Source organism: Flavihumibacter cheonanensis, from assembly GCF_022352215.1.
GTDB classification, from domain to species: Bacteria; Bacteroidota; Bacteroidia; order Chitinophagales; family Chitinophagaceae; genus Flavihumibacter; species Flavihumibacter cheonanensis.
Map to the genome: position 1 here is coordinate 469,930 of NZ_JAKRWF010000003.1, position 16,274 is coordinate 486,203.

General features: G+C 33.9%; 15 protein-coding genes. 3 read left to right on the forward strand and 12 right to left on the reverse strand.

What is annotated here, in order from left to right:
- The first annotated feature begins 2 nt into the window (after nucleotides 1-2).
- From MD536_RS15920 to MD536_RS15930, 3 genes are all read left to right on the forward strand, one after another.
- Nucleotides 3-431: a response regulator gene (locus MD536_RS15920; RefSeq protein ID WP_239601905.1), complete on the forward strand. Its 429-nt coding sequence runs from the start codon at nucleotides 3-5 to the stop codon at nucleotides 429-431.
- Nucleotides 432-467: 36 nt separating this feature from the next.
- Nucleotides 468-1,205, forward strand: a complete 738-nt coding sequence (locus MD536_RS15925) for a DUF1796 family putative cysteine peptidase (RefSeq protein ID WP_239601907.1) — start codon at nucleotides 468-470, stop codon at nucleotides 1,203-1,205.
- A gap of 145 nt (nucleotides 1,206-1,350) precedes the next feature.
- Nucleotides 1,351-1,917 (forward strand): MBOAT family O-acyltransferase, encoded by a 567-nt coding sequence (locus MD536_RS15930; RefSeq protein WP_239601908.1) that lies wholly within the window; start codon nucleotides 1,351-1,353, stop codon nucleotides 1,915-1,917.
- A 459-nt stretch (nucleotides 1,918-2,376) separates the two neighbouring features.
- Here MD536_RS15930 and MD536_RS15935 read toward each other — a convergent pair whose 3' ends face one another.
- The 12 genes from MD536_RS15935 to MD536_RS15990 all read right to left on the reverse strand — a co-directional run bounded on the left by MD536_RS15935 (nucleotide 2,377) and on the right by MD536_RS15990 (nucleotide 16,273).
- Nucleotides 2,377-3,054, reverse strand: a complete 678-nt coding sequence (locus MD536_RS15935; RefSeq protein ID WP_239601910.1) for a hypothetical protein — start codon at nucleotides 3,052-3,054, stop codon at nucleotides 2,377-2,379.
- A gap of 83 nt (nucleotides 3,055-3,137) precedes the next feature.
- Nucleotides 3,138-4,586, reverse strand: a complete 1,449-nt coding sequence (locus MD536_RS15940) for an MBOAT family O-acyltransferase (protein WP_239601919.1) — start codon at nucleotides 4,584-4,586, stop codon at nucleotides 3,138-3,140.
- Nucleotides 4,587-4,676: 90 nt separating this feature from the next.
- Nucleotides 4,677-6,548 carry a polysaccharide biosynthesis protein gene (locus tag MD536_RS15945; RefSeq protein ID WP_239601922.1) on the reverse strand — a complete coding sequence of 624 codons (1,872 nt, stop codon included), beginning with the start codon at nucleotides 6,546-6,548 and terminating at the stop codon, nucleotides 4,677-4,679.
- A gap of 169 nt (nucleotides 6,549-6,717) precedes the next feature.
- Nucleotides 6,718-7,845, reverse strand: a complete 1,128-nt coding sequence (locus tag MD536_RS15950) for an aminotransferase class I/II-fold pyridoxal phosphate-dependent enzyme (RefSeq protein ID WP_239601925.1) — start codon at nucleotides 7,843-7,845, stop codon at nucleotides 6,718-6,720.
- Nucleotides 7,846-8,195: 350 nt separating this feature from the next.
- On the reverse strand, nucleotides 8,196-9,572 hold the full coding sequence (locus MD536_RS15955; protein WP_239601927.1) for a hypothetical protein: 1,377 nt from the start codon (nucleotides 9,570-9,572) through the stop codon (nucleotides 8,196-8,198).
- Nucleotides 9,548-10,201, reverse strand: a complete 654-nt coding sequence (locus MD536_RS15960) for a YdcF family protein (protein WP_239601930.1) — start codon at nucleotides 10,199-10,201, stop codon at nucleotides 9,548-9,550. The genes MD536_RS15955 and MD536_RS15960 overlap by 25 nt, the downstream gene beginning before the upstream one ends.
- The gene (locus MD536_RS15965) at nucleotides 10,182-11,243 is read right to left on the reverse strand and encodes an ATP-grasp domain-containing protein (protein ID WP_239601933.1); all 1,062 of its coding nucleotides are present in this window, start codon (nucleotides 11,241-11,243) and stop codon (nucleotides 10,182-10,184) included. The genes MD536_RS15960 and MD536_RS15965 overlap by 20 nt, the downstream gene beginning before the upstream one ends.
- Nucleotides 11,244-11,257: 14 nt before the next feature.
- On the reverse strand, nucleotides 11,258-12,262 hold the full coding sequence (locus tag MD536_RS15970) for a sugar-transfer associated ATP-grasp domain-containing protein (RefSeq protein WP_239601935.1): 1,005 nt from the start codon (nucleotides 12,260-12,262) through the stop codon (nucleotides 11,258-11,260).
- A gap of 1 nt (nucleotide 12,263) precedes the next feature.
- The gene (locus tag MD536_RS15975) at nucleotides 12,264-12,875 is read right to left on the reverse strand and encodes a sugar transferase (RefSeq protein ID WP_239601937.1); all 612 of its coding nucleotides are present in this window, start codon (nucleotides 12,873-12,875) and stop codon (nucleotides 12,264-12,266) included.
- Entirely contained in the window at nucleotides 12,862-14,001 is a 1,140-nt protein-coding gene (locus MD536_RS15980; RefSeq protein ID WP_239601938.1) for a hypothetical protein, read from the reverse strand. The genes MD536_RS15975 and MD536_RS15980 overlap by 14 nt, the downstream gene beginning before the upstream one ends.
- A complete protein-coding gene (locus MD536_RS15985; protein WP_239601941.1) occupies nucleotides 13,998-15,149 on the reverse strand; it encodes a glycosyltransferase family 4 protein in 1,152 nt (383 codons plus the stop codon). The genes MD536_RS15980 and MD536_RS15985 overlap by 4 nt, the downstream gene beginning before the upstream one ends.
- Complete coding sequence (locus MD536_RS15990; RefSeq protein WP_239601944.1) at nucleotides 15,149-16,273, reverse strand: glycosyltransferase; 1,125 nt, start codon at nucleotides 16,271-16,273, stop codon at nucleotides 15,149-15,151. The genes MD536_RS15985 and MD536_RS15990 overlap by 1 nt, the downstream gene beginning before the upstream one ends.
- Between the last annotated feature and the right edge of the window lies 1 nt (nucleotide 16,274).

Consider the following 16,274-nt stretch of genomic DNA (forward strand, 5'->3'; position numbering starts at 1 on the left):
ATATGCTGAAGCCCGTACATATTTTATTGGTTGAGGACAACGAAGGAGATATCGTACTGACCATGGATGCTTTTGAAGAAAGCAAGATCAACACCAATATCAGTGTGGTTCGCAATGGTCAGGAAGCCGTGGATTTTTTGTATAAACGAGACCGCTATACGGAAGAAAACAAACCGGATCTGATCTTGCTGGACATCAACATACCGATTCTGAACGGGCATGAAGTACTGAAAATCATCAAGCAGGATGCAGAGTTGAAGAAAATTCCGGTAATCATGCTAACCACTTCATCGAATACCCGCGACATCAATCTCTCTTATGAAAATTACGCCAACAGTTATGTAACCAAGCCGATTGAGATGGAAGATTTTTTAAAGGCGATTTTAAAGATTGAGGAGTTCTGGCTGCAGTTGTGTAAGTTGGCGGATTGATGTTGCAAATACCCGAAAGTACCAGTATATTTTTTTATGAAAGAACTAGACCGTAAGGCAAAAAAGTTATTGCTCGTAATAAAACAAAAAATCCAACTCCTTTTTACCAGAAGAATCTATGTTTCATTTGGAGAAAATTGCCTTACTGATAATATACTGGAAAGATATAACCTGAAATTAATCACAACCCCCTTCTCACACGGACGAACCAATATAGAATACATAATACAGTTGGAGCAGGACAATTATAAAGACTTCCTGAATCCGGAATTTTTAAAATATGAGGATTTAAACGGGAAAAACGTACCTCGTCTAAAAAAATATAACCTTATTCAAAATCGTTATAACGAATTGCATGAAAACGGTTTTGAATTTACGCATCATGATGTAATAGCATCTCCGGCAATCAGGCAAAAATTGCAAAACCGGATTGTCACATTACAACGTTTAAAGGGCAATAAATCATTTATCCTGTTATATCATCACAGAATACATCCAACAACCAACCAAGAGAGATTATTCAGTGACTTGAATAAAATAAAAGAAATATACAGCAGGAGAAAATTTCAATCGGAAGTTGTCTGTTTTACACAGAAAATAATCAATGAAACAGATCAGCGGAAAGTAGTGTATGAAATCAAAAATGGGATTCATTTTTTTGTATTTCATACGTTAGCAGAGTGGGCAGGAGGGAATGATGATTTATTCTGGGCAAGACCAGATGAGGATTTAATCAAACAAATGATACTAACCATAAAATCATTAAAACCTTAAAACATTACGAGTCGGCGCACGAAACCCATGATAATAGCTACATAATCAAGCCGATTGAAATAGCGAATTTCTTAAAACAGATGTTCAAGATTGAGGAGTTCTGGCTGCAATTATGTAAGTTAGCGGATTAACTCACCAGACCTACATGCTGTTTAATTCCATCGATTTTGCGATTTTTCTGCCAATCGTATTTGTATTTCATTGGTGGATTGCCGGAAACAACAAACGAAACCAGAACTTATTATTACTTTTTGCCAGCTATTATTTCTATGCCTGCTGGGACTGGCGTTTTTTATTCCTATTATTATTTTCAACACTACTGGACTTTTTTACCGGCATTAAAACGCAGGATGCTCACAGTATTAAACAAAAAAAATTCTGGTTCTGGTTAAGTATCATAGTAAACCTGGGTTTCCTTGGAGTATTCAAGTATTACAATTTCTTTATTGAATCCTTTGCAGCGGCAATTGCTCAGGTAGGATTTCAAATAAATCACTGGACATTAAATATTATTTTACCGGTAGGCATTTCGTTTTACACCTTTCATGGCTTATCCTACGTAATCGATATTTATAAGGATAGAATTGAAGCTGAAAAAAACTTTGTCGATTATGGTCTTTTTGTGAGCTTTTTTCCACTACTGGTGGCAGGTCCGATTGAAAGAGCCACTCATTTGTTGCCGCAGATCAAAAAAGAAAGAACCTTTGATTAGAAATTGAACATTGATGAATTTTGTTAGCTGCTGCCATCGTTTGATATTGTTGAATTAATAACTAATTTTTGAGAAAGAATTCAAACCTCAATCACATATCGTAAAGTTATTTTTCCTATTAAAAATTTTACTTTGGAGATTACCTCTATTTACATATTTACTTAAAAAGTACTCCGAACCAGATATTTCTAGAACAATTTTTGCATAAGTATATTCTCCTCCATGAAATCCATCAACAAATTCGCTATCTGAAGAATTTAATGTTGCGGGATTTGTAAAATCAAACAAGTCAAAGTTGTATTTCTGAAATATTGGATATATTGATGGATATATTCTGAATATATAGGTATGATTTGAAGAAGCTTTTAATTCATTGAATATTTTTGGAGCAAACGGCGGTAGAAAGGCAATAACTTTTATTTTTCTTGAGTTACAATATTCTAATAAATTATCGAGTTCCTAAAGGGCTTGGGGATTTATGTTTTCACCAAATTCAAATCTTTTATTACCCTTTTTTATTCTCTCCAAAGTTTCACTGAAACCATAATCATCAGCATCTTTAGAACTCGATAGTAACTTTACTACTTGATTACCATAGTCCATACTTCCATCATTCCGGAAACCTTTATCATTAATGTTTGCATTTAAACCAATATTCGCAACTTTATAATCATTTTTCATATTGTATAAATTTCTAAATGATACTTTACCATTTATTATGTCTAGCCATGACATCTTATAAACAGAAAAAGTTGGAGAAAAACTATAGCTTCCAATATATTTAGAATTCATTGAATTTATTTTGACAGCATCGTAATTAGAATTAAACATCCATTGATCAAGGTTAATTATAATTGCAGGCGGCTGTTTATTGTCGGGAATTGATTTCAAAAAAGGAATAAAATCTGAAATTCCAACAACAGTATACCCTCCATTATAAAAACTGGAGTCAATAAAACAATCCCTTAATTGAAGCACTCTTGAGGATCCAATCGCCAATATTGATTTTTTTTCAAAGGAATTAATTGCCCTCCACTTTAGGTACTTATAATTTGATTCATTATATGCATATCCAATTTTATATTTCTTTTTCTCCGTCAGAATTTTATCTAAATCGACAAAATTCTCGCCAGACATGAATAAAATGTAAAATGGAGGTAAGAAAAATATTAATAATGGGACAGAAAACAGGAACAAATTCTTAATAAAATACTTCATTATTAAAATTGAAAATATATGAATTGCTGTTCATTTCCTCCGAAGAAAAATATCAGCGTAATTAGGAAATAATAAAAAGTTATTCTTATGGGTTTGTACCAATTAAATCCAAGGTTTGCTAATGCATATTCATCTTCTCTCCCAGCCCATTCAATTAAAATGAGGAGAAAAATTAACCCGGCTAATACCTGAAATTCTCGCGAATAAAACTCAGCTGGAATAGAAAAAAATGATCTATTAAATATGCCATAAATGTATTCAAATGCATGTTGGATATTATTTGCTCTAAAGAAAATCCATGCAAAGCAAACCAATGCAAATGTTCCAATAATTTGTGTTACTTCCTTAAAACTGGGTAGAATACGACTTTTTGCAACTATTTCCAGATTTGATCGATTATTATTAGAAAGCAACAATGGAATATAATATATAGCATGCAAAAAGCCCCAAAATATAAATGTCCAATTCGCACCATGCCAAAAGCCGCTTACTAGAAAAATTATAAATGTATTTCTCAACTTCATAATTATTCCACCACGACTCCCCCCCAATGGTATGTATAAATAATCTTTAAACCAGCTTGAAAGAGAAATATGCCATCTTCTCCAAAACTCAGCAATATCACGAGAAAAATAAGGATAAGCAAAATTCTTAAGTAAATTAATGCCAAATAATCGTGCTGTTCCTAAAGCTATATCTGAATAACCTGAAAAATCTCCGTAAATCTGAAAAGCAAATAATATTGCTCCAACAAGAAGTGTACTGCCTGATTGATCAGTTGAATTATTAAAAATACCATTTGCAATCTCAGCACAGTTGTCAGCGATCACAATTTTTTTAAATAAACCCCATAAGATTTGCCTTAAGCCATCAACTGCATTTGAATAAGAAAAATTTCTTTCTTTTTTTAGTTGAGGTAAAAGATGTGTTGCTCTTTCTATAGGACCAGCCACCAGCAATGGGAAGAAACTAACAAAAAGACTATAGTCGATTAAATTCTTTTCTGGCTCGATCTTGCCATTATATATGTCAATAACATATGACAATCCATGGAACGTATAAAATGAAATTCCAACAGGAAGAATAATTTCAAGTAGACCGAAATTAACCTGAAATCCTACTGAATTTAACAGATCAGCAAAAGATGCTGCAAAAAAATTATAGTATTTAAAAATGCCTAAAAATCCAAGGTTAATACATACACTCGACCAAAACCATATCTTCCTTAAGCCGGGAGAACTTGTATCACCCATTTTTAGCCCACTTACATAATCAAGCAATGTTGAGAACATCAATAAGAATAAAAACCTATAGTCCCAGCAAGCATAAAAAAAGTAGCTGGATACTAATAAAAGTATATTTTGAAGCTGGATTTTTTTTGGTGGAATTATCCAATATAATGCAAAAACAATTGGAAGAAATATTGCGTAGTCAATTGAATTAAATAACATGCCTAGATTACGTTTAAAAAAAATGTCAACTGTTTAGAGGAAATTTCCCAAAACAATTGACATACTCAAATAAAATTCTCTAATTATTTATTAGGCTTCTATCACCTGTTCCTGGTATTCAGGCAGAAGTGCTTTAATTTGTTGGCGTATACGCTGTTGTTTATGATGTAAAGCCGCTTCCACCAGCTCTCCGATTTCTTTTTCTAGCCATTCCTGATCAATACTGGTTTTACGTGCCTTCATGATCAGCGGATGGTGAGTTGCCAGAAGTTCTTCAGATTCCTTGAACAATTCCTCGTACATCTTTTCACCGGGACGCAGGCCGGTAAATTTGATCTCCATATCCTTTCCTGGGGTGTAACCAGCCAGGCGGATCATTTTGCGGGCCAGGTCAACAATCTTAACCGGCTTGCCCATATCAAATACGAAAATATCACCTCCCTGCCCCATAACACTTGCTTCCAGTACCAGGCGGCAGGCTTCGGGGATGGTCATAAAATAGCGGGTAACATCGGGGTGAGTAACCGTAACCGGTCCGCCTTGTAGAATTTGTTTTTTGAACAATGGTACTACTGAGCCATTGGAGCCCAGCACATTTCCAAACCGGGTGGTAACGAATTTGGTTGTTTTTGAGCGATCAGAAAGACTCTGGATATACATTTCCGCCACACGTTTGCAGGCTCCCATAATATTAGTGGGATTTACTGCCTTATCGGTGGATACCATAATAAACTTCTTCACCTCGAATTTGACCGCAGCGTCGGCAACTATACGAGTCCCTTTCACATTGGTCAACACGGATTCACTCGGGAAGTATTCCATGATTGGAACATGCTTATAGGCCGCAGCATGAAATACAAAGTTTGGACGATAGCGATCAAATATGCTATCAATCCGGTATTTATCACGAACGGAAGCCACTTCAACGCAGATATCGACATTTTTATTCAAACATTCCAGTTCGAGTTTAAGATCGTGAAGGGCAGATTCAGCCTGATCAAGCAATACGAGCTGAACCACCGGGTAGTTCAGCAATTGGCGACAGATTTCGCTCCCAATAGAACCAGCAGCTCCGGTAACCAGCATTACAGCTTCATTATAGGTCCGTTTGGCGCTGATGTTATCAATACTTATTTCATCTCGCTCGAGCAGGGATTCGATGGTAAGTTCTTTTAACTGATTAATTCTGAAAATACCGTTGATCCATTCCTGAAGGGGTGGAATGATAGTAACCTTAACACCTCGGGCAGAACAGAATTCAAAGAGACGTTCTTTACGTTCGGCGGGCAGGTTGCGAATAGCCAGGATCATTTCATCCACCTTATGGTGTGCCATGAGTTTGCGAAAGGCCAGTTCCGGGGAATAAATTTTCACACCGTCCAGGCTTTTCCCCACTTTAGAATAACTATCGTCAAGGAAACCGATGATCTGCATTTTGGTATCCTGGTCAATTTCGAGTGCTTTTTTAGTGGCCAGACCGATATCACCGGCGCCATAAATCATGATACGGCGCTTGCGTTGTTTGCTTTTGTGGAAATTGCCGGAGATATGAAAAACCTCTCTTACAAAAATGCGAAAGCCTGTGAAAAGGAAGGTAACCAGGCAACAGTTAATCAGTAGGAGTTCCAGCCGAACATTGTCAAAGATGCCAATGGAGGCAGTTAACGCACTGATAATCAGCCAGGAAACGAGCTGAAAGAGGGCAAAACTCACAACCCTGGTAATATCCCGGATACCTGAGAAACGGACGATACCGGAGAAGGTATGAAAGAGGCACATACCTGTAATACCAATAGCTGCATTGAGTAGGAAAGCATATTTATATTCCCAAAGCGTGCTAAGGGAAATACTTAGCCTGTTGGAGAGGTAAATTGCACTCCAGAAAGCAAACACGAGGAAAAAAGTTTCAATAAGGAACAGGATCCACCTCGGTGTCAGCTCTTTAAGTAGTTGATTTTGCATAATAAGGTTTCACGGAAAGCCACAGCAAAAATAACAATCCTTTACGTATTAAATCTACTTAAATAAGTAGTAATAAAAGTCAAATAAAGAATTTTTTATTTTGAGGGGCCCAACTATAATAAGTTATAGTAAATCTACGATGACTTACTGCAGATAGGAGTATGCAAAATTATTGCCATAAAGGAAGTAAATGGAAAAATATCCGATTGAATTGATCTTCCGATAAATTGGAACCACTGGGAAGGCAAAGACCATTTGTAAATAATGCTTCTGATACGATACCGCCAAAATATGGGTACCCACCAAATACAGGCTGCAGGTGCATTGGCTTCCAAAGTGGCCTTGTTTCAATATCTTCTTTTTCAAGTACTAGTCTAACTTTTTCCCGATTCAGCCCTTTACATGCGGCTGGATCAATTGTCAGTGCAGTTAACCAGCGATTACTGAATGATTCTGGTTGTTCAGGTTGAAATGCAACACCAGGTAAATTTTTCATTCTTGATTGGTACTGCTCAAAATTCTGCCGCCTTTGTTGAACACGGAGATTAAGGACTTCCAGTTGCCCTCTACCAATACCTGCACAAACATTACTCATTCTGTAATTATATCCAATTTCCGAATGTTGGTAATGTGGGGCTGGATCCCGAGCCTGTGTAGCAAGGTATCTAGCTTTCTGAATCGTACTATTATCATTACTAATTAGTGCTCCTCCACCGCTTGTTGTGATAATCTTATTTCCATTAAAGCTAAGAACACCAAAATGACCAAAACCTCCACATGGATTTTGATTATACGTGGAACCCAAGGCTTCAGCGGCGTCTTCAATAATTGGTATCTGATATTTTTTTGCAATTATTAAAATCTCGTCCATTTTGGCTGGCATTCCATACAAATGGACTGGAATAATCGCCTTGGGTAATTTATTTTTGGCGAGACAAAATTTAACAGCATCCTCAAGTGCATTGGGATCCATATTCCAAGTGTCTGGTTCACTATCAACAAAAACAGGGATCGCCCCCTGGTACCGGATAGGGTTCGCAGATGCGGAAAAGGTCATTGATTGACAAATAACAAAATCATCGGTTCCAACACCCAATAAAATTAAAGCTAAATGTAGTGCCGCCGTTCCAGATGACAACGCTGCGGCATGCGCAACCTTTGTATAAGTAGCTAATTCTTTTTCAAACTGATCAACATGGGGCCCGAGAGGGGCAATCCAATTTGTATCAAAAGCCTCTTTAACATACACTTCTTCCTGACCACCCATGTGAGGGGAAGACAACCATATTCTACTCATCTATTCTACGAAATTTTATTGATTAAGTAAGTAATTTTCTATCTTTTCACCATGTAAGTAAATAAAGACAAATTGCATAGAGGTTCTTGTACTGGGTAGGTGTCAATGAAAATCTCATAATAACACTCTTCCCGAAATTCTTACATAACAGTTCATTTTCTTTTGTAAACGGATAATCTAAAGTACTAGCTTCAGAATTGATTTATATGTCAACATAAATAACAAGAGATTCATTTATTGCTTACAACTAAATGGAAAGTAACTTGTTACTTAAATCCTAATTAGAAAAATATACATCATCCTCTCTAAGGGCACAATCGAACAGTTTCAATTAACGGGTTTAAAAAACATCATCTTTGATCAATTATTTGAGCAGGTCCAATAACGTTAAGTCCCCCAATTGTGTTAGATAGAATGATTTTGTTAGCTTTATTTCTTGTTATTATTTTGCCATTAATATTGCTTCCATTAATATTTAAAGTACGCATGTCATCAGCAAGCATAATAACGTCTCTTCCTCCGGCAGTTAATGTCATGCCATTTATTACTACACCTGTTGTTAATGATTTGGAAGATTTGCTGTTGCCATCAGATCGCCCAAAAATCAATTGGGAATTATTAGGCAAATTCAAATTATGATTTTCACAATACACTCCATTAAGAACTAAATTTATACCTGAGAAAATCAAAGCTGTTTCACAATACTCGCTATTCATGTTATTGATAACAATCTGACTACCCCTAATATTTATAAATACTTTGTTGTAAAATCCACTTACATTTTGAATCAAGTTTGAATTGGAAAACAAGGTGTGAATGCCTGTAAAACAATTTTCAAAATGAGAATTTGTAATGGAACTGAAGTAAATAGTATTTGCAACCATTCCATATTCCAATGAGTTAAAAGTGCAACCAGTTATCTTTATGTTAGTACCGTAAACAAGCGCTAAACCTATCTGTTTATTTGATTTCTTTTTAGTAATTTGAATTTTCGGTTTAATACCATCGAAAAAACCCTTCCCGTAGAATCCTATATTAGAAAACTCATGTGTGTAATGAGCATTAGATTTTTGTTTTGGTAATCCATTCGATTTTATTCCATAATATACGATAGCAGTTAGACTGTCAGTATCAAAATCACCATATATGCATGTATTGGTTGAACCTCTAACAATGAAAGGGCTTAAGGCTCTTGCCATCTCGTGTGCTTTGATATTAATAGTTCCGGAAATACTGTAACCATTATTTAAAAGTGTGGTTTCATTCGTAGCTTTAGCTCCTATGACCCACTGCTTTGAAATCCTAAAAACACCTGATGGTAAATTTAAAATCAGGTTATGATCAAGACAATATTTTGTAGCTCGATCGAAAGCTTCAATATCATCTGAATATCCATCTCCTTTAGCTCCCCACCAAGCTACATTAACACCTAATGCTTTATTAAAATGTCTAACCCAAATCCCGCCATTTTTTCTAGGGAAAACTATACCATAATCAGGCTGAATGTTTGCTTTTGATACATAAAACAAACCACCCGATTCAGCATCACTTACAAAAACTACTGTACTATTATTTGTTTCAAAATTGGTTAATTGTTCCAAATTATCTACAACAGTCTGCTGTGAAAAAAGAGTCCCAGAAGAAATTAAAATTATAAAAATAATAAACCAGTATTTTCCTCGTGCAAACATAAAATCACCATTTAAATAAACCACTGCTTCCAACAAATAAAAGAAACCCATTTTAAAGTTTCGGTTATTGTGAATAATATACTTGCTTCGTACAGGTACCAATATTCAGGGGAATAATTGGAAAAAATATTATAGGGAACTGAAAATTGGATAAACTTTCCACCGTTGGAAAAAACTCTGTTGAAAATATATCTAGCACGCCCTGAGTGATAACTAGATGTAACTAATAATACCTTTTTTAAATCATCATTTTGTTTACAATATTCATAAAATGCCAATGCTTCATCTAAAGTACTGGAAGAAGGTCCCGGGAGAACAGTAATTATTGAACTGTCAATACCCTTATTAAATAATAAGCCTTTTATCAAATCAGGATCACTTGGAATTAGAATATTATTCTCTCTAAAATATTGTCTTGAATTATTTGAAGGATCAACTAATACAATTTTTTTAGTAAACTTATTTTGAAGTAAATAATTTGAAAACTCGACCCTATCTACTAAACTGCCCATTAAAAAGAAAATAGCATCAGCTTTTTCAGGTTTATCATTAACGGTAATAATATTACCTATGTTTAGAACGATGAAAAAGAATGTACAAAAAAGAATGCATAAGCACCAGGATCGATTAACCTTAGATTTGTATTTACAATAATTCGCGCTCATTCATTATGATTGGCAATGCATCCACATCTCTTAAAAAAATTGTTCCCTTTTCAAATTGATACTGAATTAAATTATTGTCAAAAGATTCAGAATCAGAAAGTAAATCCAATGTATCTTCTGCAAAATTTGCACCACAAGCTGCAAAACATTGCGTAAATGCAACATGTCTAACATTAATCTCTGTAATAAAGGGAATTCCAAAAGAATCTTCTTTGAAATCTACCGTAAAAAAACCGTGCTTTTTAGATTTTGAATAGTCAAACAAAATATTCATGGCTTTAATTGATCTATCGACCAAATCCGGATTATTAATAAGTCTACCAAATGAAGTATTACCGGTGATACCACTTGGAGAAACTTTGGACATAATATAACTTACTCTTTCAGCACAAGCAGTTCTCACTAATTTACCATTATAGTAAAGTAATTTACATGCCAGATTTCTTCCCGGCAAATAGGAACTCGCTAAGAATTCAGTTACATGACCATTAATTTGAATCCAATTTTTAAGTGCATCAGAGTCTTCAACCAAAAGCGAACCTAAACCACTTGTTCCAGATGCACTTCTTACCCAAAAAGGATAACCCAGTGGTTTTACTAAGTCCAAATAGTTAGTGTCAGTTCTAAGAAATGAAACAGATTCAGGAACCATACCAGTCTCTCCCAAGATTTCTGTCATTTTAGATTTATGAACAAGAATTTCAGCTAAAGAAATGTCTGGCAATAATACTTTACAAGGTAATGTTCCATTTGCTTGCCTTTTACTCCATTCTATAACTTCTAATTCTGGTAAGATAACTGCATAATCAATTTTTTCAACTTGAATTATTCGTTCAATTTCTTTCCAATATAATTCCTTCTGTGTGGAATGAGGAACAACATATGATTTATCAAATAGAGCTGAATTATATAAACCAACAGAGAATCTGTTAACGTCTGTAGCTACAAGGAAATAATCATCTCTTTGTCCATATTCTTTAAGACTTATTGCAAAACTTCTTGGCGTAGGCCCACCTACACCTGTAATAAGAATTCTAACCATATTTATTCAAATTATTAATCCAAATACTTTATAAGCATATGCTTTAACCCGCGTTGAGCTGGTAATTGCCACACCAGTTTACACCAGTCATGATTTCCCTCCAATAACTCAGGACCAAAATTTGTAATAGCAATGTCCCAACCGATGGACTTGCACTCAGGAACAACCAAAGCAGCTTCTTTAATCATATTAATAGTTTCATTCCAAAATGGGATTTGAAAACCATCTAACTCTACACCTGTTACAGGATGATTTTGTACTGCTTCTCTAGTGATATCACTATATACTCCAGGGCCAACTACCCTTCCAGATTGCTCATCAATAAAAGCTGCGATATTTCCTGCAGCTAAATTATCAACAACAGAATTGACGGAAATTCTTAGTCTGCATCCAATTATATCCACTTCATTTTTCTTATTGAGTTGTGTGAAAATCCTGATTGTATTAAGTCCGGATGGTGATAATCTCATTAATTCATTATGTTGAACAATAAACTCTTCAGCAAGATCATTACCAGAGCGCTTCATTCTTTCTATTATTGATGTGGAATCATAATGAGCCGTATCTAAAACTTCAATTCCGATTCCACATTGACCCATATTGCTTTTTAATACAAACTTCTTTGAACTATTTGCCAAAATTTCATTTAGTTTCAAATCAAGATTACCTAAATCATGAAGAGATACATAATTATGCTCAATAAACTTTTTAAAGGTAAAAAGAAACAAATGCTTTTCTAAAAAAAACTTACGAAACTTCTCAGGATTCATTAATTTTTGATATTCAAACATAAATCCAGTACCAGCATAATTCGATTTAAGGTTATTAGGGATCTCATAAAAATGAAACTGATAGTATTCAAGAATTGAAATATTATACCATAATGAGTTTAAAATAGAGCTCACAAAAAGTGAAATTCTTGAACGTGAGGTATTTCTTGACACATAGGAAATGAACCTATTGTGCTTACTCCAATCCATTTTATAAAAGTAATAACCTAAATAAATAAATCTTTTCATATTAATTGTTACCGGTAAAAGGAGTCATTGGTCTTGAATCACTTTGATTTATCCCTGACTTTTTCAAGACTTTTATAATTGTTTTTATGAAAATTATCAGGTCTAATTTAAAAGTCAGATTATTTACGTAGTAAATGTCTAATTCGAATTTTTCATTCCAGCTTATACTATTTCTTCCGTTAATTTGAGCCCATCCCGTAATTCCTGGTCTAACCAAATGCCGCTTTTTTTGCTCAGTAGAATATAAATCTAAATATTTAACGAGTAGTGGTCTTGGCCCTATTAAACTCATATCACCCTTCAATACATTTATTAATTGTGGAAGTTCATCAATTGAGTAATTTCTTAGGAATTTACCAAAAGCCGTTATACGCAATGAATCCGGTAAAAGCTCGCCAAATTCATTTCGTTTATCAGTCATTGACTTAAACTTAATCAACTTAAATATTTTTTCATTAAGACCTGGCCTAAATTGAAAATAAAATGGATTACCTCTATTTGAAACAATTAAAATAATTAAAACCAAAATTAAAAAGGGAGACAACCCAAGTAGGGCAACTAAAGAAATACAGAAGTCAAAAAAACGTTTGAAATATAACTTATAAAGATTCATTGTTATTAAAAATAATTTCACAAAGTTTGGAAGAATTTATAAACTCCACATCAGGCCATTTTTTAACAATCATTTTTAACAAAGTGGACAATTCAACTAAACTATTTTTTCTATTCTCTTCTGAAATATTGCCACAGAAATTTACCCGATGACTACTAATAATCGCTGGTTTATTCCATAAAAAAGCTCTTTCAATTTGTTTTAAAACTAAGTTTATCGAATCGGTTTTATTGGATGCAGGTTCAAAAACACAATTTCGAACACATATTTTTTGACCATATTTCGTATTTTTTCCCAGATAATTAAATCTGGTTAAGTACTTGCCTTCGCCTTGATGTTCTCGTTTAATAATAGGAGAGTCAATGAATCTAATTCCAACATCGGCCAATTTCCGATGAAGAATTATATTTTCTCTACCACCTGGGGCATTAAAATGATTTGTTTTAAAGCCAAATACTTTTTCAAAGTAATTGACTCCTGATTCAATAATATTTTCCAATTCATAATTATCATTAATATGCCAGAAATCAAACGCTGCAGTATAAGATATAGTGGGATATCGATCAGAAGTTATACTGGATAATGAACGATTATAAATGGAAATAACTAAATCACGGTCCTTACATTTCAACTTTTCAATAAACAATTTGAGATTAAGGTGCTCTCTTCCATGAAATGCAGGTACAAAATAACCTCCATTAATACCTTCTTTCCATAATTCCCACGTCTTGGAATATTTAGATTGGTTTAATTTTTTGTACGTTTCCGGTAATGTTTCAATTTGAAAACTATCAAAATTACTTTCGATAATATGTTCAAAATTAAGATTACATGGAAGAGCGAAAGGTGTAAAAATAGCTGGATGACCATTACTATCTTTAACAGAATGAAGAACTTCAAATAACATTTCCAAATCCTGAGCTGTCTCTAAAGAATCATATGCGTCAAAAATATTGTGAATTCTTAAACCCTTATTATTCATCTCACTTCGAGCGACTTTAGAATCTACTCTAACATTTCCATAATCATCAACTGCAAACGCTATGTATTTTTTATTGGTTCTAGTACCCCTGACATTTTTTAAATTGTCCCAAACGAAATTTCTAACGACATTTTTGATCCTCATAAATTATTATCATTCATATACAATTCAATGATTTTGTCGGCGTTATTTCGCCTAAAATTTTTAGCGGCCTCTAGTGAATTTTTAGACATTTGATTATATATGTCCTTATCCATTTTAATTTCTTTGATAAATTCAGCTGCTTTCCTGAGTTCGGTACCGTCAAAAGATTTACCATAATTGAATCTTATAGAATAATCATGTAATTCTGACTCTTTAGAGGTTATAGATAGTATAGGAATTCCGAAACTCATCAAATTATACGTTTTACTTGGAATGCTGCCTTTTGAGGTAACGCCATCTAGAATTACAACTCCAAGATCTGCAGAAGAAAGCGAATAAGGAAAATCAGTATCGGATTGAAATGGTAAAAACAAACAATTATTCAACCTCTGTTCCTCCACATATTTAATCAACGAATCTGCCCGGGGTCCTCGTCCAATAATTAGAAATAATATATCCGACTCATCTTTTAATAATTTCGCAATTTCAACAAGTAATTCTACATTATGAGTCATACCAATGTTGCCACTATATTGCACTACAAACTTATCCATCAAATTATGTTTGTGAACAAAATAATTTTCATTTTTAGCGACCCTCTCATTCTTTTGAAAAATTGACCAAATAGGCGTAATTAACAACTTTTCACTATTAACATATTGACCAAGCAATTCAGCCATTCTATCTCCTATAGTAAATATTTTATACGATTTTTTAAAAGCTATCTTGTTAAAGTAGGACCATATCCGATAAAGGATATGCTTTTCATCCATGCCCAATATTTTAAATGAATCAGGATAAACATCCCATATCAACATACTACATCTGTTGGGTAAAATGATGGATAGTAAATATGCATTTGGCGGTATTGATACAAATAGAACATCATTATTCCTGAATTTAGAAATAAGCAACCACCAAATTTGAATTGTACCCCATAAATAAGATCGCAATTTTGAAAATGCAGGTTTTTCTTTCCACTTTGCAATGTACTTTACGCTAATATTACTGTGCAAATATTCACCTTGAGTGTGAATACTTCCAGTAATTAAAGTAACTCTATATCCATGGTTGTTAAACGAATTACATAGGCCTATAGTAAGATAATTAACTGCTTGATTTACGATGACAATATTTTTTTCAGCCATTATTTCCTCTTTATTGAATCCAGTATGTTTAAATATATTTCTGCTCTTTCCTTTGCAGTACCAAATATTTTCAACCTCTCTTTTCCTTTATTAATCAAATCCTTTTGAAGGCTGGTAGAATCTAATAGCATACATATAGTTTGAGAAGCTTCTTCAGGAGATTCGGGATTAAAATATAATGCAGCATCACCACAAACAGTGTGTGCAAATCCCATATCTGAAGTAATAATCGGTTTTTCCATAACCATTGCTTCAGCATAGGTGGCAGAAAAACATTCGAGTAAAGTGGGTAAAAATATAGCGTCACATTCCGTGTACAATGATGCCCCGTCCTCCACATTAACAGGACCAACGTTAATGATATTATCTGAAAATGTTTTATCAAATTTTTGTTGAAATATTTCTTCAGGAAGCGTTAAAATAAAACGGACCCTTGATTTATACGAATAAGGAAGTAAACGTACTATATGCTTAAGAATCTCAAAATTTTTATGTGGATACCAAGCACTTAATAATAAAAATCGAAATTCGCCAGAAACCTTAGAAGGCAAACAGTTATTTTTAATAATTGGATTTATATAAAAATTGCTAATTGTGTTAGATACTGTATAGATGCTTGATTTATTAAGTAATGCTTTCAATCTGACATTAACATCCTCTGTTTGAACAACATAAGCGTCGGCATCTCGTTTAAAGAAATAAACAGCGAGCATTTTCTTTACTCTCCATCTTAGTTTACGATAAAGATTTATTTTTTTGAAATAAGGAGAATCAGGATAAATATGATGCGCTAAATTAAATCCAACTAAATGAGGTGCTTTAGGCCGCCAATAGGAAGGACCACTAGTAGTAAAAACAACATCTGGTTTTACTTCATCTTCCAGATTCTTGAAAAACTGATTATGAGAACTTAAAGAAAATACTTTGGTTGCCGGTCTAAAACTGATCGGATAAAAATAAAAATTGCTGGGAAACGAACTTTTATCAATAAGTTTTTGAATTGTTATACCTAATATCACATGGTAGTTATTCCCGCCAATATTTTTACATTCATTCAAAAAAGATAACGCAACTTGTACCCCCCCGCCTTTAAGAGTTGATGCAGTATTAATCAATATTTTCATC

Bases quoted from the DNA above. Each gene is read 5' to 3' on its own strand.
- MD536_RS15920 (WP_239601905.1), top strand. From the start codon at position 3: ATGCTGAAGCCCGTACATATTTTATTGGTTGAGGACAACGAAGGAGAT.
- MD536_RS15925 (WP_239601907.1), top strand. From the start codon at position 468: ATGAAAGAACTAGACCGTAAGGCAAAAAAGTTATTGCTCGTAATAAAA.
- MD536_RS15930 (WP_239601908.1), top strand. From the start codon at position 1,351: ATGCTGTTTAATTCCATCGATTTTGCGATTTTTCTGCCAATCGTATTT.
- MD536_RS15935 (WP_239601910.1), bottom strand. From the start codon at position 3,054: ATGTCTGGCGAGAATTTTGTCGATTTAGATAAAATTCTGACGGAGAAA.
- MD536_RS15940 (WP_239601919.1), bottom strand. From the start codon at position 4,586: ATGTTATTTAATTCAATTGACTACGCAATATTTCTTCCAATTGTTTTT.
- MD536_RS15945 (WP_239601922.1), bottom strand. From the start codon at position 6,548: ATGCAAAATCAACTACTTAAAGAGCTGACACCGAGGTGGATCCTGTTC.
- MD536_RS15950 (WP_239601925.1), bottom strand. From the start codon at position 7,845: ATGAGTAGAATATGGTTGTCTTCCCCTCACATGGGTGGTCAGGAAGAA.
- MD536_RS15960 (WP_239601930.1), bottom strand. From the start codon at position 10,201: ATGAGCGCGAATTATTGTAAATACAAATCTAAGGTTAATCGATCCTGG.
- MD536_RS15965 (WP_239601933.1), bottom strand. From the start codon at position 11,243: ATGGTTAGAATTCTTATTACAGGTGTAGGTGGGCCTACGCCAAGAAGT.
- MD536_RS15970 (WP_239601935.1), bottom strand. From the start codon at position 12,262: ATGAAAAGATTTATTTATTTAGGTTATTACTTTTATAAAATGGATTGG.
- MD536_RS15975 (WP_239601937.1), bottom strand. From the start codon at position 12,875: ATGAATCTTTATAAGTTATATTTCAAACGTTTTTTTGACTTCTGTATT.
- MD536_RS15980 (WP_239601938.1), bottom strand. From the start codon at position 14,001: ATGAGGATCAAAAATGTCGTTAGAAATTTCGTTTGGGACAATTTAAAA.
- MD536_RS15985 (WP_239601941.1), bottom strand. From the start codon at position 15,149: ATGGCTGAAAAAAATATTGTCATCGTAAATCAAGCAGTTAATTATCTT.
- MD536_RS15990 (WP_239601944.1), bottom strand. From the start codon at position 16,273: ATGAAAATATTGATTAATACTGCATCAACTCTTAAAGGCGGGGGGGTA.